At 74.2% G+C, this 24,498-nt stretch carries 17 protein-coding genes; 7 read left to right on the top strand and 10 right to left on the bottom strand.

Translation table 11 applies throughout. The annotated features are described in order from the left end of the window. Positions 1-7: 7 nt before the first annotated feature. The 3 genes from IE109_RS13855 to IE109_RS13845 form a co-directional block, all read right to left on the bottom strand. Positions 8-2,476, bottom strand: coding sequence for an FHA domain-containing protein (locus IE109_RS13855; protein ID WP_189551132.1), 2,469 nt, complete (start codon positions 2,474-2,476; stop codon positions 8-10). A gap of 142 nt (positions 2,477-2,618) precedes the next feature. Next, entirely contained in the window at positions 2,619-3,563 is a 945-nt protein-coding gene (locus IE109_RS13850) for a zinc-dependent metalloprotease family protein (protein ID WP_189551131.1), read from the bottom strand. 136 nt (positions 3,564-3,699) lie between these two features. Next, complete coding sequence (locus IE109_RS13845; RefSeq protein WP_189551130.1) at positions 3,700-4,263, bottom strand: TetR/AcrR family transcriptional regulator; 564 nt, start codon at positions 4,261-4,263, stop codon at positions 3,700-3,702. A gap of 91 nt (positions 4,264-4,354) precedes the next feature. Between IE109_RS13845 and IE109_RS13840 the strand changes: the two genes are divergently transcribed. The 3 genes from IE109_RS13840 (at position 4,355) to IE109_RS13830 (ending at position 6,980) form a co-directional block, all read left to right on the top strand. Then, positions 4,355-4,765, top strand: coding sequence for a nuclear transport factor 2 family protein (locus IE109_RS13840; protein ID WP_189551129.1), 411 nt, complete (start codon positions 4,355-4,357; stop codon positions 4,763-4,765). 107 nt (positions 4,766-4,872) lie between these two features. Continuing rightward, positions 4,873-5,760 carry an SDR family oxidoreductase gene (locus IE109_RS13835; RefSeq protein ID WP_189551128.1) on the top strand — a complete coding sequence of 296 codons (888 nt, stop codon included), beginning with the start codon at positions 4,873-4,875 and terminating at the stop codon, positions 5,758-5,760. Next, the gene (locus IE109_RS13830; protein WP_229890997.1) at positions 5,757-6,980 is read left to right on the top strand and encodes an FUSC family protein; all 1,224 of its coding nucleotides are present in this window, start codon (positions 5,757-5,759) and stop codon (positions 6,978-6,980) included. Before IE109_RS13835 ends, IE109_RS13830 begins: the two co-directional genes overlap by 4 nt. 45 nt (positions 6,981-7,025) lie before the next feature. Here the strand turns inward: IE109_RS13830 and IE109_RS13825 are convergent, their stop codons facing one another. After that, positions 7,026-8,051: a YihY/virulence factor BrkB family protein gene (locus IE109_RS13825; RefSeq protein ID WP_189551127.1), complete on the bottom strand. Its 1,026-nt coding sequence runs from the start codon at positions 8,049-8,051 to the stop codon at positions 7,026-7,028. 119 nt (positions 8,052-8,170) lie between these two features. Here IE109_RS13825 and IE109_RS13820 point away from each other — a divergent pair, with 119 nt between their 5' ends. Further along, positions 8,171-9,577, top strand: coding sequence for an NADP-dependent succinic semialdehyde dehydrogenase (locus IE109_RS13820; protein WP_189551126.1), 1,407 nt, complete (start codon positions 8,171-8,173; stop codon positions 9,575-9,577). A 6-nt stretch (positions 9,578-9,583) separates the two neighbouring features. Here IE109_RS13820 and IE109_RS13815 read toward each other — a convergent pair whose 3' ends face one another. Beyond that, complete coding sequence (locus IE109_RS13815; RefSeq protein ID WP_189551125.1) at positions 9,584-10,567, bottom strand: glutathione S-transferase family protein; 984 nt, start codon at positions 10,565-10,567, stop codon at positions 9,584-9,586. 78 nt (positions 10,568-10,645) lie between these two features. Next, entirely contained in the window at positions 10,646-11,476 is an 831-nt protein-coding gene (locus IE109_RS13810; protein WP_189551124.1) for an MmyB family transcriptional regulator, read from the bottom strand. Positions 11,477-11,667: 191 nt separating this feature from the next. Between IE109_RS13810 and IE109_RS13805 the strand changes: the two genes are divergently transcribed. Then, on the top strand, positions 11,668-12,720 hold the full coding sequence (locus tag IE109_RS13805) for a hypothetical protein (protein WP_189551123.1): 1,053 nt from the start codon (positions 11,668-11,670) through the stop codon (positions 12,718-12,720). A gap of 485 nt (positions 12,721-13,205) precedes the next feature. Here IE109_RS13805 and IE109_RS13800 read toward each other — a convergent pair whose 3' ends face one another. After that, complete coding sequence (locus tag IE109_RS13800; protein WP_189551305.1) at positions 13,206-14,228, bottom strand: PHP domain-containing protein; 1,023 nt, start codon at positions 14,226-14,228, stop codon at positions 13,206-13,208. Beyond that, positions 14,228-16,303, bottom strand: coding sequence for a SpoIIE family protein phosphatase (locus IE109_RS13795; protein WP_189551122.1), 2,076 nt, complete (start codon positions 16,301-16,303; stop codon positions 14,228-14,230). Before IE109_RS13795 ends, IE109_RS13800 begins: the two co-directional genes overlap by 1 nt. Before the next feature lie 231 nt (positions 16,304-16,534). Here IE109_RS13795 and IE109_RS13790 point away from each other — a divergent pair, with 231 nt between their 5' ends. Beyond that, positions 16,535-19,066 carry an alpha-L-arabinofuranosidase family protein gene (locus tag IE109_RS13790; protein ID WP_189551121.1) on the top strand — a complete coding sequence of 844 codons (2,532 nt, stop codon included), beginning with the start codon at positions 16,535-16,537 and terminating at the stop codon, positions 19,064-19,066. 434 nt (positions 19,067-19,500) lie between these two features. Here IE109_RS13790 and IE109_RS13785 read toward each other — a convergent pair whose 3' ends face one another. Both IE109_RS13785 and IE109_RS13780 read right to left on the bottom strand, forming a co-directional pair. Next, entirely contained in the window at positions 19,501-20,421 is a 921-nt protein-coding gene (locus tag IE109_RS13785; RefSeq protein WP_189551120.1) for a hypothetical protein, read from the bottom strand. Then, the gene (locus IE109_RS13780; RefSeq protein WP_229890995.1) at positions 20,418-20,846 is read right to left on the bottom strand and encodes a hypothetical protein; all 429 of its coding nucleotides are present in this window, start codon (positions 20,844-20,846) and stop codon (positions 20,418-20,420) included. Before IE109_RS13780 ends, IE109_RS13785 begins: the two co-directional genes overlap by 4 nt. A 196-nt stretch (positions 20,847-21,042) precedes the next feature. Here IE109_RS13780 and IE109_RS13775 point away from each other — a divergent pair, with 196 nt between their 5' ends. Next, on the top strand, positions 21,043-24,483 hold the full coding sequence (locus tag IE109_RS13775; RefSeq protein ID WP_229890993.1) for a CHAT domain-containing protein: 3,441 nt from the start codon (positions 21,043-21,045) through the stop codon (positions 24,481-24,483). Positions 24,484-24,498 lie beyond the last annotated feature (15 nt).

Here is a 24,498-nt window from a genome sequence, read left to right as displayed (position 1 = left end):
ACCGTGCCTACTTCCGCATGATCACCGGTTCATGCCGGCGCAGCAGCCTCGCCACCAGGAACCCCAGGACGACGGAGAGGACCACCAGCATCCCCATGTCGAGCAGCCATGCCGCCACCGTGTGGTCGAACAGCGGGTCCGCCGTCTTGTCGGTCGGCGACAGCTTCCGGATGTCGACCGTCGAACCCATCGCCCCGAACGCCCACCGGGAGGGGATGAGCCACGACAACTGCTCCAGGACGAGCGCCCCGTGGATCTTCAGCAGGCCACCGCAGAACACCACCTGCACGATCGCGAGGAGCACCAGGAGCGGCATGGTGACCTCCTCCTTGCGCACCAGCGCCGACACGAACAGGCCCAGCATCATCGCGGTGAACGACAGCAGGGCGACGGCCAGGGTGATCTCCACGAGCGGCGGCATGAGCACGCCCTTGCCGCCCGGGGCGTTCAGCGGGACGCCGATCAGCGCGACCAGGGTCAGGACCACGGCCTGCACGACCGTGATCACCCCGAGGACGACCACCTTGGACATCAGGTACGCCGATCTCGACAGGCCGACGGCTCTCTCCCTCCGGTAGATCGTCCGTTCCTTCACCAGCTCCCGGACCGCGTTGGCCGCGCCCGTCAGCACGCCGCCGACGCACAGGATCAGCAGCACGTTCATCGTCGACTCGGGGCCGAAGCGGCCCTCGGACAGGGCTCTGGCCATCGCTCCCATCACGAACGGCAGCGCGATCATGATGGCGATGAACGTCCGGTCGGCGCTGAGCGCGGCCGTGTAGCGCCGCACGAGCGTCCGCAGCTGGGCGCCCCAGCTCTGCGCCTTGGGCGGTGGCGCCGGCGGCGCGGCCGTCCCCGCGCCGTCGGGCAGCGGTGGCCGCTGCATGGCGCCCGCGATGTACTGCTGGTGGAGCCGAGAGGCGCGGTACTGACCCGCCCAGTCGCGGTCCCGGTCGTTCTCGAACGCCTCGAAGGCCTCGGGCCACGCGGTGAAGCCGAAGTAGCCCAGCGCGTCCTCGGGCGGCCCGTAGTACGCGATCCGCCCGCCCGGTGCCAGGACCAGCAGCCGGTCGCACACGTCCAGGCTCAGCACGCTGTGGGTGACGACGATGACGGTACGGCCGTCGTCGGCGAGCCCGCGCAGCATGTGCATCACCGACCGGTCCATGCCGGGGTCCAGGCCGGAGGTCGGCTCGTCGAGGAACAGCAGCGACGGTTTCGTCAGCAGTTCCAGCGCCACGCTGACCCGCTTGCGCTGTCCGCCGGACAGGCTGTGGATCGGCTGGTCGACGCGCTGCCGCAGGCCCAGCTCCTCGATGACCTCGTCGACCCGGGCCTGCCGCTCGGAGCGGGCGGTGTCATCGGGGAAGCGCAGCTCGGCGGCGTACGTCAGGGCGCGGCGCACGGTCAGCTGGAGGTGCAGGATGTCGTCCTGCGGGACGAGGCCGATGCGGCGGCGCAGCTCGGCGTAGTCCCGGTACAGGTCGCGGCCGTCGTACAGCACCGTGCCCCGGTCCGCGGGGCGCAGCCCGGTCAGGGCGTTGAGCAGCGTCGACTTGCCCGAACCGCTGGGTCCGACGACGCCGAGCAGGCACTTCTCGCCGACCGGGAAGGACACCTCGTCGATGAGGGTCTTGCGGCCCCGGTCCACCGTGACCGCCAGGTCCTGCACGTCGAGGGACACCTCGCCGGTGTCGGTGAACTCCACCAGCTGGGAGCCGACGAGGCAGAACGCCGAGTGCCCGACGCCGACGATGTCGTCGGGCGTCACCCGGGCGCTGGTGACCGGCTGTCCGTTGAGGAACGTGCCGTTGTGGCTGTCCAGGTCGTGGATCCAGTAGGTGCCGTCCGGGTGGGCGAGCAGTTCGGCGTGCCGGCGCGAGACCGTGAGGTCGTCGACGACCAGGTCGTTGTCGGCGCCACGTCCGATGCGTACGGTCCGGGTGGGCAGCGGGCGTATCGAGGTCGGCTGCCGGAACGTGCCGGTGGCCGCGGGCATCGACACCGAGGACGGCCGTGGTGCGGACGGCGGGACCTGGGACGCGGGCGGGATCCCGGGCCCCGACGGGACGTGGGATCCCGGCGGGGCCTGCGGCCAGGACGGCGACGGGGCGGGCGCCGGGGAGGGTTCCGGCGGCGCGGGTCGCTCGGGTCGCTCGGGTGCCGTCAGCGTGGCGCGCGGCCCGTCGGCCGGGTGCCCGAAGCGCAGGACGCTGCCGGGGCCGACGTCCTCCACGTGGACGCGTCTGCCCTCGGCGAAGGTTCCGTTGGTGCTGCCCTCGTCCTGAACGGTCCACTGTCCCCCCTCGGGACGCAGCACCGCGTGATGCCAGGAGATGCGGGCGTCGGCGAGGACGATGTCGCTCGCCGGGTCACGCCCGATGTGGTACTCCCGACTCGGACTCATCACGGTGGAGTCCCCGTCGATGTCGAGGACCAGCTCGGGCGCGGTGGACTCATAAGGCCGCTCTCCCATATGGGAATTTTATCCGCTCCGACCGATATGCGCCTGGGAAGGGCGAGGTGCCGGAAGGGCGAGGAGTCCACCCGCCGTTCCTCGCCGCCGTCGCCGTCGCCGGGCAGGCCCCGCCCCTCCTGTGCCCGCCCGCCTCCACCGGTCAGGGCCCCGGGCGGCGGCGGTAGTCGGCGACGATGCCCACCACGGCGTTGAAGGCGCGGACGGTGTCGGCGGGCCTCGACCGGCCCAGCGGCGCGCCGAGCCGCTCACCGCGGTAGGTCTGCCGGGGGTTGGAGTAGCGGTTGATGCGCCGGCACGGGCCGCCGGTCGCCCTGCGGCAGCTCGACTCGTACGCCTCCAGGGTCGACCACCGGCCCGAGGGCGGGAAGTAGCCGCGGGCGCTGTTGGCGCCGCGCGGGGCGGTGACGTAGTCGTGCATGGCGCCCAGGTTGTGGGCGATCTCGTGGGCGAGCGAGTGGTGCGCGAGGGCCTTCTGGGCGACCAGGCTGTACCCGTGCGCGCTGGTCCGGGACGTCACGCGGCGGGGCCGGTTGGCCAGCCCGGCGGGCCCGTTGCTGCCCGTCACCACCGTGACCAGGTCGGCTCCCACGCGGTCGCGCAGGCCGGGCAGGTGGTCCGCCACGCCGTCGCCGCGCCGCGCGACGGCCTTCAGCAGGGCGTCCCCGGACCGGTCCAGCCGGGCGGGCACCTTGGCCTGGACGATGCCGGCGAGCCGGAGGCGGGCGTTGACCGCCCCGGCGGCGAACGCCTGGGAGGTGGAGGTGACGGCCTGCCTGATGCGGGCCCGCAGGGTGCGCTCGCCGCCCGCCTCTCCCACGGCGCGGGCGGTGAACCCGGCCAGGATGTCGATGGTGACGATCCGCTGGCCGTAGTACGGCCGGGGCACCCGTGTGCAGTGACGTTTCTTCCCGGTCGGTGTGCGGCACGTTCCGGCCGCCTCCTGCCGTGGTGGGGCGGGTGCGGCGACCGGGAGGGCGGAGAGGGCGGAGGGCTCGGGCGGCTTGCCCCGGGCGGGTGCGCATCCGGCCGTGCTCAGTACGAGGGCCAGCGCGGCGGCACCCCATGAGGAATGTGCGAGGCGCATCTCCATCCTTTCGCAGAGCGGAACCCCAGGGTGTCCTTGCGGGGAGGGCGGTGCCACATGCGCCCGGTGGTGCCGATTCACCGGTTCGGCGGTGCGGCCGCCGCACCCGGCCGGCCCGTCCGCGCGCCCGGCCCGGTCAGCGGCGTACCGCCGCGTCCAGCAGCGCCGCGGCCGCATCCCGGGCCTCGCGGGCGGGTGCGGACGAACCGGTGAGGGCGGCGGTCGTCATGGCGCCCTCCGCGAGCAGGGCCACTTGGCGCCCGGCCGAGTCGGGGGCGCCCGCCGCGGCCACCAGCCTGGTGACGTACCGGAAGAACTCCTCCTTGTGCCGTCGCGCGGCGCCGGCCACCTCCGGTGACGTGGCGCCGAGTTCACCGAAGGAGTTGATGAAGGCGCAGCCGCGGAAACCGGGTTCCTCGAACCAGTCGCGCAGCCAGTCGAAGACCGCCAGCACCCGCTCGCGCGGCGGGGCGTCCACGGCGTCCACGTACGCGGCCAGGCCCGCGCGCCAGCGGGCGTCGCGCCGCAGCAGGTAGGCCTCCACCAGTGCGCCCTTGGAGGGGAAGAGCTGGTAGAGGCGCCGCAGGGCGACCCCGGAGGCGCCGCGCACGGCGTCCATGCCGACGGTCTGAATGCCCCGGCCGTAGAACAACTCCTCGGCCGCGTCGAGGACCCGGGTCCTCGCCTCCCCGTCGTCCATCGCGCCACTCCCTTGCCTGAGAACCATCGTTCTCATAGGGTACCGGAGCGCGTGAGAACGATCGTTCTCACGCTGTCGAGAGGAGCTCGCCGTGCGACCGCCGCTGCCGCCGTTCACCGAGGAGACCGCGCGCCTGAAGGTGCGCCTCGCCCAGGACGCCTGGAACACCCGCGACCCGGAGCAGGTCGCCCTCGCCTACACCGAGGACTCCGAGTGGCGCAATCGTGACGTCTTCCTGACCGGCCGGGACGAGATCGTCGCCTTTCTCACCGCCAAGTGGCGGCGGGAGCTGGACTACCGGCTCCGCAAGGAACTGTGGGCCTTCACCGGCGACCGCATCGCCGTGCGCTTCGCGTACGAGTACCACGACACCGCCGGACAGTGGTTCCGCGCCTACGGCAACGAGAACTGGGAGTTCGACCCGAACGGCCTGATGCGCAAGCGCTACGCCGGGATCAACGACGTGCCCATCGCCGCGCCGTCGGCCCGCATCCCCGTGTGACCGGCCGACGGACCACCGCCTGATTCGCGGGGAATGGTTCGGTCCGTGAGTCTTGGGAACGCGAGAAGTCGACCCTGACCGACCGCTGACCACACGAAAGGCGGACCATGACCGACCCCCGCGAGCCCCAGGACCCCGTCACCCGGCACCCGCGGCCGGATTTCCCGGAGCAGGAGCAGCAACACCCCGGCTGGACCGGCCCGATGGACCCGCCGCCGGACCACGGCGAGGACTCCTACCGGGGCACCGGACTGCTGCGCGACCGCGTCGCCGTCGTCACCGGTGGCGACTCCGGCATCGGGCGCGCGGTGTGCCTGGCGTACGCGCGCGAAGGCGCCGACATCGTGTTCACCCACCTCCCCGAGGAGGAGGAAGAGGCGCGCGAGACCGCGAGGCTCGTCGAGGAGGCCGGCCGCAAGGTCATCTCCACCCCCGCCGACAACCGCGACGAGGAGCAGTGCCGGGCCCTGATCCACCGGGTCGTCGAGGAGTTCGGGCGCATCGACATCCTGGTGAACAACGCGGCGTACCAGATGGCCCAGCCGGACGGCATCGAGGCCATCACGACCGAGCAGTTCGACCGGGTGATGAAGACCAACCTGTACGGCATGTTCTGGCTGACCAGGGCGGCCCTGCCGCACATCCCCCGGGGCGGCTCCGTCATCAACACCACGTCCGTGCAGGCGTACCAGCCCAGCCCGCCGCTGCTCGACTACGCCATGACGAAGGCGGCCATCGTCAACTTCACCCACGGCCTGGCCCAGATGGTCGCCGAGCGCGGCATCCGGGTGAACGCGGTGGCCCCCGGACCGGTCTGGACGCCGCTCATCCCGGCGACGATGCCCGAGACGGCCGAGTTCGGGAAGCAGTCGCCGCTCGGACGCCCCGCCCAGCCGGCGGAGATGGCGCCGGCGTACGTCTTCCTCGCCGCACCGGGGGCGAGTTACATCACGGGGGAGGTCGTCAACGCCACCGGCGGCACCCCGCTGCCGTGAACCCGGCGGCCCGCGCGCGAGAGCTGTGGCACGGGGCCGGCTGGGAGGCCGCCGCCGTCGGAGGGTCCGTACGCCGGGCCCTCACCGGCCCCGGCCCGGAGCGCGACCTGGCCGTCCAGGCCGTCAAGGCCGCCGGGGCGGCGATCCTCGCCTGGGCGGTGGCCGGCTGGTGGTGGCAGGCACCGCTGGCGCTCATGGCGCCCTGGACGGCTGTCGCGCTCGTGCAGAGCACCGTCTACCGCTCGGTGCGGACCGGCGTCCAGCAGGTGGTGCTCATCGCCGCCGGTACCGTGCTGGCGGCCGCCGCCGCCGGGCTGACCGGCGGCAACACCATGGCGGCCATGGCGATCGTGCTCCCCGTCACCGCGCTGCTCGGCAACTACTCCCGCTTCGAGGGCCAGGGCGTCTACGCCTCCACCACGGCGCTGTTCGTGCTGGTCTACGGCTCGTTCAGCGGGTTCGACATCCTGCACCGGCTGCTGGAGACGCTCCTCGGCGCGGTCATCGGCATCGGCGTCAACGCGCTCGTCCTGCCGCCGGTGCACCTGCGGCACGCCCATGAGTCGCTGTGCCGGCTGCCGAGGGAGGGCGGGGAACTGCTGCGGTCGATGGCCGAGGAGATGGAGCGGGGCTACGAGCGGCGCCAGGCCCAGGAGTGGCACGCCCGCGCCCGGCGGCTGCCGCAGCGGCTCGCGGACCTGCGCAACGCCCGGATGTGGACCCGGGAGAGCCTGCGCCTCAACCCCGGACGCCGTATCCGCAGGCCCGGCCCGGAGCTGCCCTCCACCCAGTGGGACGCGGCCTGGGAGCGCGTCGCCGACCACCTGACCGCGCTCACCGGCATGCTCGCCGAGGCCGCGGGGGACCGCCCCCGGCTCAGGCCGCCGCCGGACACGGTGCTCGGCGAGGTCCCGGCACTGCTGCACGCCCTGGCGGACGTGTGCGAGGCGGACTGCGAGACCCTGGCCGGCGGCCCCGGTGCCGGGTCTCCCGACGCCGCCCGTGACGGGACGCGTGACGCCGTTCGCGACGACCCCGGGGACGGCGGCGGCGTCCGGGGCGAGGCCCTGGAGCGGGCGTGGGCGGCGCAGCGGCGCCTGAAGGCCCGCCTCACCGAGCACGACGACGAGACCGCCACCTCGGTCGGGGGACTGGCGGCGGAGACCCAGCGTCTGCTCTACGACCTGGACGACGCCCGGCCCGTCCCGCGAGGAGTGTGAACTCCCGGGTACCACCGGCCGGCCGGTGGTACCCGGGCGGCGGCGTCAGGCCGGGCGGGAGTCGTCGCCGCGGCCGGAGCGCTCGTCGTGCGCGATCTCCTCGCGCATCTCCTCGGGCCACTTGCGGGTGTCCCGCGGCTCCACGTACGGCTCCTCCGACTCGGGCATGCCGCTGCTGATCGCCCGCTGCCGCGCCAGTTCCGCGTCCAGCTCCAGCCCCAGCAGGATGGCCAGGTTCGACAGCCACAGCCAGATCAGGAAGGTGATGACACCGGCCAGCGTGCCGTAGGTCTTGTTGTACGAGCCGAAGTTCGCCACGTACAGCGCGAAGCCGGCCGAGGCGATCAGCCACAGCAGTACCGCGAGGACGCTGCCCGGGCTCAGCCAGCGGAAGCCCTGGCCGTGGACGTTGGGCGCCCGCCAGAACAGCAGCGCGATCATCACGATCACCAGGACGATCAGCACCGGCCACTTGGCGATGTTCCACACCGTGAGCGCCTCGTCGCCGAGGCCGATGGCCTCACCCACGCGCGCCGCCAGCGGACCGGTGAAGACCACGATCACCGCGCTCACCGCGAGCAGCACCATCAGCACCAGCGTGAGCCCGATCCGCAGCGGCGTCAGCTTCCACACCGGGCGGCCCTCCGGCAGGTCGTACACGGCGTTCGCGGTACGGATGAAGCCGCCCACGTACCCCGAGGCCGACCAGATCGCGCCGATCAGGCTGACGACGGCCACCGCGCCACTGGCGCCCGGACTGTCCTGGAGCTGTTTCACGGCGTCCCCGAGGATGTCCCGCACCGGCCCCGGCGCCAGCTTCTGGAGGTTGTCCAGCACCGTCCGGGTCGCCGAATCGCCGATCACACCCAGCACCGAGACCAGGACCAGCAGCGCGGGGAAGATCGACAGGACGCTGTAGTACGTCAGGGCCGCCGCCCGGTCGGGGAGCTCGTCGTCCATGAACTCCTTGCCGGTCCGCTTGAGGACCGCCCGCCACGAACCCGCGGACAGGTCGGTCGGCTGGTCCGGCGTCCCGGCGCGTTTTTCCCTGTCATCACCTGTGTGTGCCATACCGCCACGGGTTACCCGACAGACCCGTCATAACCCGCCGCCGTCGCGCCGCGGACGCTCGCGTTGCGGCGCCGCGACCGGCGCGGCAGGGTCGAGGCAGCGACTGCGAGGAGACCCCCATGCCCATCGCGACCGTCAACCCCGCCACCGGCGAGACGCTCAAGACCTTCGACGAGCTCACGCCCGACGGGATCGAACGGCGCGTGGCCGCCGCCGACGCGGCCTTCCGCGAGTACCGCAGGACCACGTTCGCCGACCGGGCCCGCCTGCTCGACCGCGCGGCCGGCCTGCTGGAGGCCGACCAGGACGACATCGCCCGCACGATGACCACGGAGATGGGCAAGCCCCTCACCGCCGCCCGGGCGGAGGCGGCCAAATGCGTGAAGGCCATGCGCTGGTACGCGGCCAACGCCGAGCGGCTCCTCGCCGACGAGCGGCCCCCGGACGACGACGTCCGGGACGCCGGAGCGGCCCACGCGCGTGTGCACTACCGTCCGCTCGGCCCGGTGCTGGCCGTCATGCCGTGGAACTTCCCGCTCTGGCAGGTCGTCCGCTTCGCGGCGCCCGCGCTCATGGCGGGCAACGTCGGACTGCTCAAGCACGCCTCGAACGTTCCGCGGACCGCGCTCTACCTGGAGGACCTCTTCCGCCGCGCGGGCTACCCCGAGGGCTGCTTCCAGACCCTGCTCGTCGGCTCCCGCGCCGTCGAGGGCATCCTGCGCGACGACCGGGTGGCCGCCGCGACCCTCACCGGCAGCGAACCGGCCGGACGCTCCGTCGCCGCCATCGCCGGCGACGAGATCAAGAAGACCGTCCTGGAGCTCGGCGGCAGCGATCCGTACGTGGTGATGCCCTCGGCGGACGTCGAGAGGGCCGCCGAGGTCGCCGTCACCGCCCGCGCCCAGAACAACGGCCAGTCCTGCATCGCGGCCAAGCGCTTCATCGTCCACACGGACGTGTTCGACGCCTTCACGGAACGGTTCACCGCCGGCATGGCCGCGCTGACCGTGGGCGACCCCATGGACGAGTCCACCGACGTCGGGCCGCTGGCCAGCGAGGCCGGGCGCGACGGACTCCGGGAACTCGTCGACGACGCCGTGCGCCAGGGCGCGACCGTCCTGTGCGGCGGTGGCCGGCCCGGGAACCTGCCGCGGGGCATGGAACACGGCTGGTTCTACGAGCCGACCGTGCTGAGCGGCATCACTCCCGGGATGCGCATCCACCGGGAGGAGACCTTCGGACCGGTCGCCACGCTCTACCGGGTGGCCGACCTGGACGAGGCGGTGAAGGTCGCCAACGACACGTACTTCGGGCTCAGCTCCAACGTCTGGACACGCGACGACGAGGATGTGCGCAGGTTCGTCCGGGACCTGGAGGCGGGCGGCGTGTTCGTCAACGGGATGACCGCCTCGCACCCCGCGCTGCCGTTCGGCGGGGTGAAGCGCTCGGGGTACGGGCGGGAGCTGTCCGGGCACGGCATCAAGGAGTTCTGCAACGCCACCACCGTGTGGCAGGCCGCGTCCTAGGCGCCGTCACAGCGGCTGGACGACCTCGTGGGGCGGGGGAGGGGGCGGCGGCGTCCCGTCACCGAACGGGCGCCCGCCCAGCTCCTCCCGGTGGTGCGGGGCCCGCCAGCCGCGCAGGTCCGGGCCACGAGGCACGATCCGCGTCGGGTTGATGTCCTCGTGCACCACGTAGTAATGCCGCTTGATGTGGTCGAAGTCCACCGTGTCGCCGAAGCCGGGCGTCTGGAACAGGTCCCGGGCGTACGCCCACAGGACGGGGTCCTCACCGAGCTTGTTGCGGTTGCACTTGAAGTGGCCGTGGTAGACGGCGTCGAACCGCACCAGCGTGGTGAACAGCCGGACGTCCGCCTCGGTGATCGTGTCGCCCACCAGGTAGCGCTGCCCCGCGAGGTGCTCGGACACCTGGTCCAGCCGGGCGAACAGCCGCGAGTAGGCCGCGTCGTACGCCTCCTGGCTCTTGGCGAACCCCGCCTTGTACACGCCGTTGTTGACGTCCTGGTAGATGCCCTCCATCCGCTCGTCGATCTCGTCCCGGAGCTTCTCCGGGTAGAGGTCGGGCGCGCCCTCGCGGTGCATGGCCCGCCACTCGGTGGACAGGTCCAGCGTGATGCGCTGGTAGTCGTTGGTGACCACCTGGCCGCTCGGCACGTCGACGATCGCGGGGACGCTGACGCCGCCGTCGTACCCCGCGTCCCTGGCCCGGTACGCCTCGCTCAGGAAGCGGATGCCGAGGACAGGGTCCCGGCCGTCCGGGTCGAGGGTGAAGCGCCAGCTCCGCTCGTCCTGCACGGGGTCGGCCACGGCCAGTGACAGGGCTTCCTCCAGGCCCAGCAGCCGCCGCACCACCAGCGCACGGCTCGCCCACGGGCACGCCCGGCTGACGACGAGCCGGTACCGGCCGGCCTCGACCGGCCGGCCGTCCCGGCCGCCGGCGGTGAACCGGTCCGTGAATCGGCTCTCGGACCGCGTGAACTCGGCGGAATCGCGCACGGCGCTGTCCTTCCTCGTGACGGGAGCGTGCGCTCCGGGTACCCACCCGCGCCGGGGTGACCCGCGCCCGCCCGCCGTCTAGTCCGCCGCCGGGGCGCGCAGCGGCGCGGGGCGGCCGCGCCGGCGGCGGGCGCCGGGACGGAAGACCAGGATGATCAGCCGCGACCCGGGGGCCGCCAGGGGCTGGGCGGCGGTCATGGTGACCCAGCCGCGGCCGAGCGCGGGGTGGCACAACGGCCGCTCGTCGCCGTCGAGGTGGCTGTAGGCGCTCGCCGACTCGTAGAGCGGGGCCGCCACCGGGTCGGCCAGCACGTCCTGCTCGATCGCGCACAGGGTCTTGTCGGACGGGTCGGCGGCCAGCGCGACCCGCAACTGCGGCAGCACCACCGGCGCCCAGGCCGTCTCCCAGTCCGCCAGGACGGTGCGGGCGTCCGGCTCGACGGTCATCCACCGCATCGCGTTGGCGGGAACCCGGCGGTGCGGGAAGAGCGCCTCGAACGGGGCGTTGTGCGCGAGGACGTTCCACGAGCGGTCGTTGACGTACGCCGGATGGGAGACGCCGCCGAGGATGTCCCCCCACACGCCGGGCAGTTCCGCCCCGGAACGGAAGTCGAGCGGGCGGGGCGGGTCCTGGCCCAGGGCGTACCGCCAGAGCGCGATCCACTCCTGCTCGTTCATCCGGAACAGCCGTGCCACGTCGTGGAGGAGGTCGACCGGAGGATTCGGGTAACGCCCGGACTCCAGGCGCCCGTAGGTGTCCGGGGCGCGGTGCAGGATCTGGTCGATCTGCGCCTGCGAGAGCCCGCGTGCCCGTCTGCCCTGCCGGGTGGGGCGGGACAGGCCGTGGCTCTCCGGCGCGATCGACGCCCGGTGCTCGCTGAGCAGGAGACGCAGTGCAAGCTTGTCCATGACGCTTTTCTTCCCCAAGGGGCGGCCGCCGGTGATGCCGTGGCCGCCGTGGTGTGCCTCGGGCCGTTCCGGGGACGAAGCCGGAAGGGCCACACCGGTACGCTGGTCCGTCGTACGTCGGCGATCAAGCGTTCGCGTGGTGCGTACATGCGCACGGCGCACACACGCAGGCGTAAACGGGGGCAAGGGTCATGGACGAGGACGATTCCGCGCTCGTCGCCGCAGGGACCGGGGAGGGCACCGCGACCGGCGGCCGGGACGGGTTGTCGGCGGCCGCGAAGGCGCTGTACGCCGGGATCACCAGGGGCGAGCCCCTCGGCCCGGCGGACGGCCCCGCGCTGCGTGAGCTGCTCGCCTGGCGCCTGGTCACCGTCGACCCCGACCGGCCCGGAGCGCCGATAGCCCTCGATCCGCAGGAGGCGGGCCGGCGCCGGCTCGACGAGGGGCTGCGCGAACTCGCCGCCGGGGCCGCCCGCATGGCGGCGGTCCCGGACGTCGCCGACGAGCTGGCCCTGCACTTCGAGCGCGCCAAGTGGCGCTCGGGCGCGGGCAGTGAGTTCCTCGCCGAGCCCGAGCAGGTCGGTGCCCGCATCGGTGAGGCCGTCGGCGGGGCGGAGACGGAGCTGCTGACCGCCCAGCCGCTCGGCCCGCGCGGCGCCGACGCCCTGGAGGCCGCCGACGCCCGCGAGGCGCGCGCCCTGGCCCGGGGCGTGAGCGTGCGGACGCTGTACCGCGACGGGGAGCGGGACGACCCGGCCACCCGCGACCGGGTGACCCGGCTGACCGCGCGCGGCGCCCGCTTCCGTACGCTCGCCGGGTCCTTCCAGAGCTGTGTCGTGGTGGACCGGCGCCAGGCGTTCATCCCGGACCACGTGGTCAACTCCAGCCCCACGCACGCCGCCTGGCACGTGATGGACCGGGCCCTCGTGGCGTTCATCGCCGAGGGCTTCGAGGACGCCTGGCGCCGCGCCGACATCTGGCACGGCGACCCCCGGCGAGCGGCGCCCGCCGGAGGCGTCGGGCTGACCCACCGGCAGCGCGAGATCCTCATCGACACGGCGGCCGGGATCGACCAGCGCATCACCGCCCGGCGCCTGAACATCGGGCTGCGCACCCTGACCAAGGAACTCGGCGTCCTGAGGGCCCGGTGGGGCGCGCCCACGCTCGCCGCCCTCGCCTACCAGTGGGCCCTGTCCGCCGAACGCCACCGGATGACGGACGGGGCCACCGGCCGCCCGGAGTGACGGATCCGGCCAGGCGGGCGCGGTGGGAGCGCCCCGCGATGGCCGAGCTTTTTCACCGAAGAAGCATCAGAAGAAATCACCGGGGGATTGCTGCATCCTGGACGAGTTGATCGGCCCCCGTCCTCCCGGGCGCCGGCCGGTCCGCGAAACCGCTATTACGGGGGGCGTTGTCCGCGCCTCATGCCAGAAACGGGCAACGCAGGACACGGGCAGCGTGTCCTGCCGGGCATCGCGTGGATACCGCAAGGTCGAGCCAGGGCCTTTCGGGCCGCACCACCGGATCTTCGGTACGTCCCCCGTGATAGGGCGGCTTCCGGGCGCCCGGTCCACGCGGTCGTCTGCGGTGGTGCCCCCGTACGGCCGGGGGACGCAACGCCTCGCCCCGACGCCGCCGATGGTCCCCGCCGGGCACCGGGCGCCACAGGCCGGCGGCCCGCCCGCCGCCCCGCCCGGACGCGCCCGGGGCCGCCGTGGCGCGGTGGCGGTCAGCGGCTCACCGGTGCCTCGCGCGTACGGGTCCAGTGGAGCAGCTCCTCGGCGTGCCAGGTGTTGATCACCCGGTCGGCCGGTACACCGCACTCCTCGGCCCGCGCGCAGCCCAGCACCTGCCAGTCCAGCTGCCCGGGCGCGTGCGCGTCGGTGTCGACCGCGAGGAACACCCCCGCCTCCACGGCCTGCCGCAGCAGCCGCCGGGGCGGGTCCAGCCGCTCCGGGCGGCTGTTGATCTCCACCGCCGTGCCCGACTCGGCGCACGCCGCGAAGACCCGCTCCGCGTCGAACTCCGACTCCGGGCGCCTGCCGCCCACCAGCCGGCCCGTGCAGTGCCCGAGCACGTCCACCAGCGGGTTGCTCACGGCCCTGACCATGCGCCGGGTCATCGCCGGGGCGTCCATCCGCAGCTTGGAGTGGACCGAGGCGACCACCACGTCCAGCCGCTCCAGCAACTCGTCCTCCTGGTCCAGCGCCCCGTCCAGCAGGATGTCGCACTCGATGCCCGTGAGCAGCCGGAACGGCGCCCACTCCTCGTTCAGCGCCGCCACCACGTCCAGCTGCTCCCGCAGCCGCTCCGCCGACAGGCCGCGGGCCACCGTCAGCCGGGGCGAGTGGTCGGTCAGCACCGCCCACTCGTGGCCCAGGGCCGCCGCCGCCCGCCCCATGACGTCGATCGGGCTGCCGCCGTCCGACCAGTCGGAGTGCAGGTGGCAGTCGCCGCGCAGCGCCGCCCGCAGCTCCGCGCCCCGCTGCGGCGCGGCCTCCGCCTCGCCCTCCAGCTTCCGCAGGTACTCCGGTACCTCCCCGGCCAGCGCCTCCCGCACCACCTGCGCGGTCTTCGGGCCGACGCCCCTCACCTGCTCCAGGGTCCCGGCCGCCGCCCGCCGGGCGGCCTCGCCCTCTCCGAGCGCCGACAGCGCGGCCGACGCGGTACGGAACGCCCGCACCCGGTACGTCGGCGCCAGCGACCGCTCCAGCAGGAAGGCGATCCGGTCCAGTGCCTCGACGGGATCCATCACCAGGACCTCCTCGTCCCGCCCGACCGTGACGACGGGCCGATCTCGCACCACACCGCCTTGCCCTCGCCGCGCGGCTCCACGCCCCAGCGCAGTGCCAGGGCGTCCAGCAGCAGCAGCCCCCGTCCGGAGGTGGCCGCCTCTCCGGGTGTACGCCGCCGGGGCCACGCGCTGGAACGGTCCTGCACCGTGAGGCGCACCCGTCGCACCGGTTCCGGCAGCACCTCCAGTGTCAGGACCGCGCCGCCCTCCGTGTGCAGCAGCACATTGCCGAGCAGCTCCCCGGTCACCAGCTCCGCGTCGTCCGCGTAGGCGCGCATGCCCCAGTCCCGCAGCGCCCGCCGCACCACCGCCCGCGCCTCCGACAGGCCCTGCGGGTCCGCCTGGTGGATGTACTGGTGGATGCGCGGCGCGCGGGGCGTGCCCGGGTCCGGGCTGCGCCGCAGCACCAGCAGCGCCACGTCGTCCCCCGCGCCCCACCGCTCCCAGAACCGCTGCGAGAGGTGGTCGGCCAGCGCCTCCGCGCCGGGCGGCCCGCTGCTCACCGCCGCCTCCAGGGCGTCCATCCCCTCCCCGATGTCCGTGCCCGGCTGCTCGACCAGCCCGTCGGTGCACAGCACCAGCGTCTCGCCGGGCACCAGGTCCAGCCGGGTCTCGGGGAACTCCTCGTCGCCGAAGACGGACGCCACGCCCAGCGGCAGGCCCCCGGGCAGCTTCGGCCGGCCCACCCGCCCGTCGGTGTGCCGGATGAGGGGGCCCAGATGACCCGCCCGGACCGCCCGGACCGTGCCGGAGTCCAGGTCGACCTGCGCGTACGTGCAGGTGGCGAACCGTTCGGTGTCGAGTTCGGCGAGGAAGCGGGACGCCCGGGCGAGCACTGTGGACGGGGCGTGGCCCTCGCCCGCGTACGCCCGCAAGGCGATGCGCAGCTGGCCCATGATGGCGGCGGCGTGGGTGTCGTGGCCCTGGACGTCGCCGACCACGATCCCCACCCGTCCACGGGGCAGCGGGATCACGTCGTACCAGTCGCCGCCGACCTGCCGGCCGCTCCACGCCGAGTGGTACCGCACGGCGATCTCGCCGCCCTCGACCGACGGGATGCGGCGGGGGAGCATGGTGGCCTGGAGGCCGGTGGCCAGCTCCCGCTCCTCGTCGAAGAGGATGGCCCGCTGGAGCGACTGGGCCACGATGGCGGCGAGACCCAGCGAGAGGTTGCGCTCGTCGGCGCTGAACGCGGTGCGCCCCCGGTAGAAGAGGGCCATGCCGCCCAGGGTCCGCGCCTGGGCGACCAGCGGCAGGTAGGCCGCGGCGCGGAACCGCAGCCGCCCGGCGAACGGGGCGAGCACCGGATAGTCCTCGACCAGTTCCTGGAACGAGCTGCTGAACAGCGGGCGGCCGCTGAGCACGGTCTCGGCCAGCGGCATACCGGGCTCCAGGCGTCGCATCCGCAAATGTTCCAGGACGTCGAGGGACTCGCCGCTGAGCGCGATGATGTTCAGGGACCCGTTCTCGACGAGGCCGAGCGCGAAGCCGTCCGCGCCGAGCCGGGCGAGACCTCCCGGGCCGGTGAGCGCGGCCGTGACGTCGTCCACGGTCACCGCGCGGGACAGCGCCTGGGTGGTGCGCTCGACCATGTTCGTCTGGCGCTGCCGGCGCTTCTCCAGCTCCAGGACGAAGGCGGAGTGGGTGATCTCCGGTGTGGCGTCCCGGACGATGCCGACGATCCGGTGCGCCCGCCCGTCGCGGTCGCGGAGGATGCGGGCCTGGACGTGTGTCCACTGCGCCGATCCGTCGTCGAGCGGGACCTGGAAGCGCGCGGCGTAGGAGGACCTGCCGCTGCTCAGAGCCTCCTTGATCACGGCGTCCAGGCGGGCGCGCTCGTCGGGTTCCAGGCGGTGGACGAGGGAGGCGGGCCGGGAGTCGAAGGTGCCGGGTGCCAGGCCGAACACCAGCAGGCCGGCCTCGTCGATGTCGATGGTGCCCGCGTCCAGGTCCCAGTCGAAGCTGCCCGTGCGGTTCATGGCGAGCCGCTCGGTCGGCCCGATCTCACCGCTGTGTGCCCGGTTGTCCGTCATCCCCCTCATTGTCGAGCCGGTCGCGCGGGAACGCCAAGGCGTCGGCACCTCCCGGTGGGCCGAGCGGGCGCGGGCAGGGGCTCACGGGCGGTGCGGTGGCCTTACCGATGGGTAATCGGCGTCGGCCGGTCAGGAGGGTTGACGCCCCAACGGCCCCTCCCTATCTTCCTGTTCGAAGTGCTGGTCAATGTCCGATATCTCGAACAACTGAAGAATTCCTGGAGCACACACATGGCACCCATACGGCCGAGGCTCGTCCTCGCGCTGGCGGCCCTGATGGTGGGCACGCTCATGGCCGCGCCCACCCGGGCCGACGCACCACCCCCGGCCGACCACGCGATCACCGTCACCCCCGGCCGGCCCGGTCCGGCGATCGCCCCGACCATGTACGGCGTCTTCTTCGAGGACATCAACAACGCCGCCGACGGCGGCCTGTACGCGGAACTCGTCCAGAACCGCTCCTTCGAGTTCGGCCCCGCCGACAACCGGACCTACACCCCGCTCACCGCCTGGCAGCAGACCGCGACCGGCGGCGCCACCGGCACCCTCCAGGTCGTCGACGACGCCGAGCGCCTGAACACCCGCAACCGCAATCACCTCCGCCTCGCCCTCGCCGGCACCGGAAGCGGGGCCGCCCGCTTCGGCATCGTCAACAGCGGCTACGGGGCCGGCATGGCGCTGAGGGAAGGCGCCCGGCACGACTTCTCCGTCTGGGCCCGCACCGACGCCGCGGCCGGCACCCCTCTCACCGTCGAGCTGCGCACCGCCGACGGCACGGCCGTCTCCGCGCCGCTCGGAATCACCGTGCGCGGCGACCGCTGGACCAAGTACACGGGCACGCTCACCTCCCGGTTGACCACCACGAGTGGACGCCTCGCCGTCACCGCCGCCGGCAGCGGCACCCTGCGCCTCGACATGGTCTCGCTCTTCCCCCGCGACACCTACAAGGGGCGGCCCAACGGGCTCCGCGAGGACCTCGCCGAGAAGATCGCCGCCCTGAAGCCCGGCTTCCTCCGCTTCCCCGGCGGCTGCCTGGTCAACACCGGAAGCCACCAGGCGTACGAGGCCCCGAACTGGGAACGCCGCCGCTCCTACCAGTGGAAGGACACCATCGGCCCGGTCGAGCAGCGGGCCGTCAACGCCAACTTCTGGGGCTACCACCAGAGCTACGGACTCGGCTACTACGAGTACTTCCAGTTCGCCGAGGACATCGGCGCGATGCCGCTCCCCGTCGTGCCAGCCCTGGTCACCGGCTGCGGCGAGAACAAGGTCACCGACGATCCGGCGCTGCTCGAGCGGCACATCCAGGACACGCTCGACCTGATCGAGTTCGCCAACGGCCCCGTCACCTCAGAATGGGGCCGCAAGCGGGCCGCCATGGGCCACCCGAAGCCCTTCGGCCTGACCCACCTGGGCGTGGGCAACGAGGAGAACCTGCCCGACGCGTTCTTCACCCGCTTCACCGCGTTCCGCGAGGCCATCGCGGCCAGGTACCCGGACATCACGGTGATCGGCAACTCCGGCCCCGACGACTCCGGGAGCGTCTTCGACCGCGCCTGGCAGCTGAGCCGGCAGGCGGGCGTGGCCATGGTCGACGAGCACTACTACAACAGCCCGCAGTGGTTCCTGGAGAACAACCACCGCTACGACGCCTACGACCGCCACGGCCCGAAGGTCTTCCTCGGCGAGTACGCCTCGCGCGACAACCGGTTCCACAACGCGCTCTCCGAGGCCGCCTTCATGACCGGCCTGGAGCGCAACGCCGACGTCGTCCGACTGGCCTCCTACGCCCCGCTGCTCGCCGACGTGGACCACACGCAGTGGCGCCCCGACATGATCTGGTTCGACAACCACCGCTCCTGGGGGTCCACCAGCTACGAGGTGCAGAAGCTGTTCATGAACAACACCGGCGACCGCGTCGTACCCAGCCGTGCCACCACCACGCCCGCCGTCTCGGGACCGATCACCGGGGCCGTCGGCCTGTCCACGTGGGCGACCAGCGCCGCGTACGACGACGTGGAGGTCACCGCCGCGGACGGCACCGCCCTGCTGAAGGACGACTTCTCGGCCGGTGACACGCGCTGGACGCGGACCGCGGGGCGCGGCGACTGGGCGGTGCGGGACGGCGCGTTCGTCCAGGCCGACACGGCCGCCGAGGACACCCTGGTCACCGCGGGCGACACCGGCTGGCACGACTACGACCTGCGGCTGAAGGCCACCAAGAAGTCGGGCCGGGAGGGCTTCCTGATCGCCTTCGGCGTCCGGGACACCGGCAACCACTACTGGTGGAACCTGGGCGGCTGGAACAACACCCGCTCCGCCGTCGAGGAGGCGGTGGACGGCGGCAAGGAGACGCTGACGGAGAACGGTACGACCATCGAGACGGGACGCACCTACGACATCCACGTCAGGGTGCGCGGCCGCCAGGTCACCCTGTACCTCGACGGACGGGAGTGGGGGCGGTTCACCGACGACAAGGCCGCCGAGCCGTTCCGGCAGGTGGTCACCCGGGACAAGGGCGACCTCGTGGTCAAGGTCGTCAACGCGCAGGCCACGCCCGCCCGCACCCGCATCGACCTCGGCACCGCGAAGGTCGCCCCCACCGCCCGGCTCACCACCCTCACGGGCGCGCCGGACGCCGTGAACACCGCCGACGACCAGCCGGTCCGGCCCCGCGCGTCAACCCTGCGCGGGGTCGCTAAGGAGTTCACGTACACCTTCCCGGCCCACTCCGTCACCTTCATGCGGATCAGGGCGGGATAGCCACGGGGGTCCCCCGCACCGGCGAGGGCGGCGACGGCCCGCCCCCACGCGGTACGGCCGGGAAGGGCGCCACCCTTCCCGGCCCACCGCGCCGACCGGAGATCCCCACCGAGTCGTACGGCGCCACGCGCTCGAAGGGGCCGCGCAGGGGACACCCGTCCCCGGACGTACCCGGCCCACCGCGCCGACCGGAGATCCCCACCGAGTCGTACGGCGCCACGCGCCCGAAGGGGCCGCGCAGGGGGCACCCGTCCCCGGACGTACCCGGCCCACCGCGCCGACCGGAGACCCCCACCGAGTCGTACGGCGCCACGCGCCCGAAGGCGCCGCGCAGGGGGCACCCGTCCCCGGACGTACCCGGCGCCCGGTTGCGCCCGTTCCCCGAGGGCACCCCGAGGGCACCCGCGCCCCGAGGGCGCCCGGGTCGCTCCGCCCTACTCCGCTTCCGGCTCCTTGCGCAGGGCGCGGGAGAGGCGCTCGCCCACCGCCCGGTCGACGCCCCCGGCGCAGTCGACGCCCAGCGCCGCCGCCAGGTCGCGCAGGTGCAGGTCGGCCAGCGCCTCGGTGAGCTCGCCGAACGCCTCCGCCGCGGCCCGTCCACGCCGCACCCCCGAGACGATCGCGACGCCGCCCGCCACCCCCGCAGGCCACCACCAGAACGCCAGCACCAGGTATCCCGCGCCCCAGGCGCACAGCCGCGCCGCCGCGCTCAGCCGCAGACGGGCGGCGTGCAGTTCGGCACGCGTGCCGTCGGCGGCCAGGAGCCACAGGTGAGGCCAGGCCGCGTTCAGGTCCAGCCGGTGGGCGCGCCAGAGCCGCTGCCCGGGCGCCGCCAGCCGGTCACCCGTCCCGAAGGGGTGACGGGGCGGCGCCGAGGCGATGCGGCCCCGCTCGGCGTGGCGGCGCTCCGCGAGGGCGACGAGCCGGTCGGCCTCCTCCGCCCCCTCGATGCGCGCCCGGCCGGCCGTGACCAGCGCGTCGCGGAAGGCCGCGTCGGCGGCGCGCCAGCGCCGCAGCCGGCGGTCGGCGAGGCGCCGCAGCAGCGGTCCGCGCGGCTCCGCGCACCACAACAACTCCACGCCCGCGCCGAGGCTCTGCGCGGCCGCGCCCGTCACCGCGGCACCCGCCAGCACCCCCAGCGCCACCAGGACGACGGTGCCGGTGCTGCGCGAGGCGGGGGAGGAGGCCAGGGCGTCGAGCCAGGCCCGCAGCCTCCCGACGTCGGACCAGTGCTCGTGGCCCAGCACCCCGGCCGTGGTGAGCGCGGCGAGGAAGAGCAGCCCGGGCAGGGCCAGCAGGGTGAGCCACCGCTCGGCGATCCGGCCGCCCAGCGCGCTGAGGAAGGCGCTGGTCACCGCAGGGGCACCGGTCGCAGCGGCCGGTCGAAGACCCGGCAGCCGGGGTGCGGCGCCTCGGCGTCGGGCGCCTCGACCCGCCCGCAGCGACCGAGCGGGCAGGCCAGCACGTGCAACGGCGGGTGGCCCGGCCCCGCGACCGGAAGCGGCTGGAAACCGGGCGGAGTCGGCGGTGTCGTGCGGAAGGAGCCCAGGCCGGCGCTGTGCCCCGCCGCCAGCAACTCCTCCTCCAACTCGTCGAACACGTCGTCGAGTTCCTCGGGGTCCCGGCCGTCCCGCAGGCCGGAGGTGAGGGATTCGACGAGCCGCTGCCCCCGTGCACCGAGCCGCAGCGATCCGGAGGTGTCCGTCAGCCGCCGGCACAGCTCTCCCAGCCTGGCGTGGCCGGTTCCCCGCTCCCCGCGTCCACCGGTCTCGATCTCCACCGCTCCCCCTCGGATGCAGGATGCCGGACGCCGGATGCCGGACGTGGGACGCCGGGCGCCGGACGGCCGGATGTAGGTCGACGCGATTGTACGGCCGCCGAACCGCCGCGGTCCGGCGAGTCGTTCGCTATCGTGAGCAAGGGCCGCGCGGACCCGGAAGACCGCGGTCACGACCACGTGACACCGGGGGGTGGGCGTGTCCCGCACGAACCACGTACCAGCGGCGGACGGACCCGGCGCGGGAGCGCGGGCCGACCGGCTGATGACCCACCACCTCCGGACGGGGGACCGGCAGGTCCTCGGCGAGGCGATCGAGCTCTACCGGCAGTACCTCGCATCCCCCGGGCTCGTGGCGGAGGAGACCTCCGTCCGGGCGGGCAACTTCATGGTCGCCCTCATCTGCCGCTACCAGTGGCTGCAGGACCCGGACGACCTGGACGCCCTGGTGGAGCTGGGCGGGTGGCGGACGGCCCAGGAGCCGGTGCGCGCCCAGGACGTACGACTCCTGGCCCTCGCCCACCAGCAGCGGTTCGCCGTCCACGGGCGGCCCGGCGACCTCGACCGGGCGGTGGAGCTGTTCGAGTGGGCGGCCCGCCTGCCCCAGGAGGCCGAGACGGTGGCGCAATCACTGGCCGGACTCGTCGAAGTGCTCGACCTGCGGCACAGGCTGGCCACCCGGACGCCCGGCCGACCGGGCACCTCCGACCCGGCGGCGGACCTCCGGCGCGCCACGGAAGCCGGGCGCCGCGCGCTCCGGGAACTGCCGGCCGAATCGGGCGACCGCGCGGCCTACCTGAGCAACCTCGGCCGGACCCGTCACAGCGCGTATCAGCTGGAGGGGGACGCCGCCGCACTCCGCGAGGCCCTCGACCTGTGGCGCGCCGCGCTCCGGGCCGCGCCGCCGGGGGACGCCCACGCCCGGCCGGTCATCCTGCGCGCTCTGGCCCAGGGCCTGCGGGAGTGGTACGAACACGCCCCCGAAGAGGCCCACCGGTCGGAGATGCTGGGGGTCAACCGGGCGGCCCTGGCCGCATGCCCCGAAGGGCACCCGGACCGTGCCGAACTGCTCGCCGGCCTCGGCGTCGCCCTGCGCCTGGCCGGCGAGACCACCGACGACGCGGCGCTGCTGGAGGAGTCCGCGGCCCTGTTGCGTGAGGCTCTGACCCTGTCGCCCACCGGCACCCCCGAGCGCGCCTCGCGGCTGAACAGCCTCGGCAACACCCTGCACGCGCTGGCCCGGTGGACCGGAGACGCGGCGGTGCTCGACGAGGCCGTCGCCACCCTGCGGGCCGCGCTGGCCGCGCACGAACCCGGTACCGACCCGTACGCCGGGACCCTCGCCAACCTCGCCATAACCCTGCGGCAGCGCGCCCTCCAGACCGACGACCCGACCTCGCTGCGGGAAGCCGCCCACCTGGCCAGGGAAGCGCTGCACGCCACCCGGGCGGCCCCCGCCGCGCAGGCCGCACGGCTCGGGAACCTCGGAGTGGTGCTGCAGAGCTGGTACGACGCCACCGGGGACGCCGCGGCCGCCGACCAGGCGGTCGACGCCGCCCGGCAGGCCCTCGCCCTGTCGCCCGCGACCGGCCCGCCCGGCGCCCACCGGCTGAACCATCTGGCCAACGCCCTGCGGGCGCGCTGCGCGACCGGCGTGGACACGGCCGACCTCGACGAAGCCGTCGAGCTGCTGGAGGAGGCCGCCCGGCACGCCCCGTACGGCGACCCGGCGCTCGCGCTGGTCCTCGCCAACCTGGGCTCGGCCCGGCTGACGAAGTACCACGCCACCGGCGTACCCGGTCAGCTGGAACAGGCCCTCAGCGAACTGGGCCGCGCGGTGTGGGCGGTCACCGAGCGCACCTCGGCTCACGGCACGTACCTGCGGATGTACGGCGACGCGCTGCGCGCCATGTTCCACAGGGACGGCGACCCCGGAGTGCTCCGCGCCGCCGAGGACGCCTACCGGCAGGCCGCGGGAACCACGGCCCTGCCGGCGTACGAACGGGTGTCGGCGGCCTGGGAGTGGGGCGCGGCCGCCGCCGACGGCCACCGGTGGGCCGAGGCGCTGCCGGCCTACGAACTCGCCGTGCGGCTACTGCCCTTCGCCGCGTCCGGCCGGCTGCTCCGCAGCGACCAGGAGCGCGGCCTGTCCCGGGTGCGCGGTCTGGCCGCCGAGGCCGCCGCGTGCGCGGTCAACGCGGGGCGGCCGGAACACGCGGTGCTCCTGCTGGAACAGGGCCGGGGCGTCCTGCTGGGCCGGACCATGGCCACCCGCGACGGCCTGGTACGCCTGCGCGGCGCCCACCCCGCCCTCGCCGAACGCTTCGCCCGGCTGAGGGAACGGCTCGACGCCCTGGAGGCCATCGGCGCCGCGGACACCGCCCAGGGCCTGCTGCCCCCCGACACCACCGACCGGCGGCACGCCCTCGCGGCCGAACTGGAGGAGCTGGTCGCCCGGATCCGCTCCCGGCCCGGTTTCTCCGGCTTCCTCGCCCCACCGGCCCCCGAAGACCTGGCGGCGTGCGCCGACCGGGGCCCGGTGGTGCTCGCCTACTGCAGCGAGTACCGCAGTGACGCCCTGGTCCTGCGGGAGGACGGGGTCCTCCTCGTCCCGCTGCCCGGCGCCACCCCGGAGGCCGTCGGCGAGCAGGCGGACCGCCTGGCAGGCGCGCTGGCCGACGCGGCTGACCCCGCCCGTGACCGGGCGGCCCAGCAGGCGGTCCACGAGGTGCTGCGCTGGACCTGGGACCACGTCACCGGGCCCGTGCTCGACCGGCTCGGCCTGCACGGCCCCCAGCCGGGCGGCGAGTGGCCCCGGCTGTGGTGGTCACCGGGGGGCGCGCTCGCCTCCCTGCCGCTGCACGCGGCCGGGTACCACGGCCGGACGACCGGCGCGGTGCCGGACGGCGGAGCCGCCCCCGGCCCGGCGGTGCCCGGGGCGCGGACCGTGCTGGACCGGGTGGTCTCCTCGTACACCCCGACCGTCGCCGCCCTCCGGTACGCCCGGGTCCGCGCCGCCGCCCCGCGCCCGCGCGGCCGGCTGCTCGCCGTGGCCCTCCCGCGAACCCCCGGAGCCCGGCCGCTCGGTGGCGCGCGGCGCGAGGCGGAGGTTTTGCGCGGCCTGGTCCCGACCGACGTGCTGTACGGGGAGGAGGCCACCTTCGAGCAGGTGATGGACGCCCTGCCCCGCCACCCCTGCGTCCACTTCGCCTGCCACGGGGTCAGCGAGCCCGACGACCCCTCGAACGGGCGGCTCCTGGTGTACGACCACCCGGACCGTCCGCTGACCGTCCGGGCGATCTCCCGGCTGGACCTGCCGGCCGCGCGCCTCGCGGTGCTCTCCGCCTGCGAGACCGCGCGGGGCGGCGGCGAACTGGCCGACGAGGCGATCCACATCACCTCGGCGTTCCAGCTCGCGGGGTACCCGAGCGCCGTCGGAACGCTCTGGCCGGTGCACGACGCGGTGGCCGTCCGCGTCACGCGCCTCCTCTACCAGGGACTGCGCACCGGCGGGGCCGGCGGCCCGGAACTCGACGACACCAGGGCGGCCGTCGCCCTGCACGAGGCGGTCCTGCGCTGCCGCGCCGCCTTCGCGGCCGGCCCCAGCTTGTGGGCCGCGCACGTGCACGCGGGCGCCTGACGACACCGGCAGCGA

Origin of the sequence: Streptomyces lavendofoliae, from assembly GCF_014649735.1 — a bacterium.
GTDB lineage: Bacteria > Actinomycetota > Actinomycetes > Streptomycetales > Streptomycetaceae > Streptomyces > Streptomyces lavendofoliae.
Note: the sequence above shows the minus strand (reverse complement) of the source record. Positions and strands in the feature narration are given on the sequence as shown.

Coding starts and splice junctions, on each gene's coding strand:
- IE109_RS13855 (WP_189551132.1), bottom strand. CDS start 2,476: ATGGGAGAGCGGCCTTATGAGTCCACCGCGCCCGAGCTGGTCCTCGAC.
- IE109_RS13850 (WP_189551131.1), bottom strand. CDS start 3,563: ATGCGCCTCGCACATTCCTCATGGGGTGCCGCCGCGCTGGCCCTCGTA.
- IE109_RS13845 (WP_189551130.1), bottom strand. CDS start 4,263: ATGGACGACGGGGAGGCGAGGACCCGGGTCCTCGACGCGGCCGAGGAG.
- IE109_RS13835 (WP_189551128.1), top strand. CDS start 4,873: ATGACCGACCCCCGCGAGCCCCAGGACCCCGTCACCCGGCACCCGCGG.
- IE109_RS13825 (WP_189551127.1), bottom strand. CDS start 8,051: ATGGCACACACAGGTGATGACAGGGAAAAACGCGCCGGGACGCCGGAC.
- IE109_RS13820 (WP_189551126.1), top strand. CDS start 8,171: ATGCCCATCGCGACCGTCAACCCCGCCACCGGCGAGACGCTCAAGACC.
- IE109_RS13810 (WP_189551124.1), bottom strand. CDS start 11,476: ATGGACAAGCTTGCACTGCGTCTCCTGCTCAGCGAGCACCGGGCGTCG.
- IE109_RS13805 (WP_189551123.1), top strand. CDS start 11,668: ATGGACGAGGACGATTCCGCGCTCGTCGCCGCAGGGACCGGGGAGGGC.
- IE109_RS13800 (WP_189551305.1), bottom strand. CDS start 14,228: ATGGATCCCGTCGAGGCACTGGACCGGATCGCCTTCCTGCTGGAGCGG.
- IE109_RS13795 (WP_189551122.1), bottom strand. CDS start 16,303: ATGACGGACAACCGGGCACACAGCGGTGAGATCGGGCCGACCGAGCGG.
- IE109_RS13790 (WP_189551121.1), top strand. CDS start 16,535: ATGGCACCCATACGGCCGAGGCTCGTCCTCGCGCTGGCGGCCCTGATG.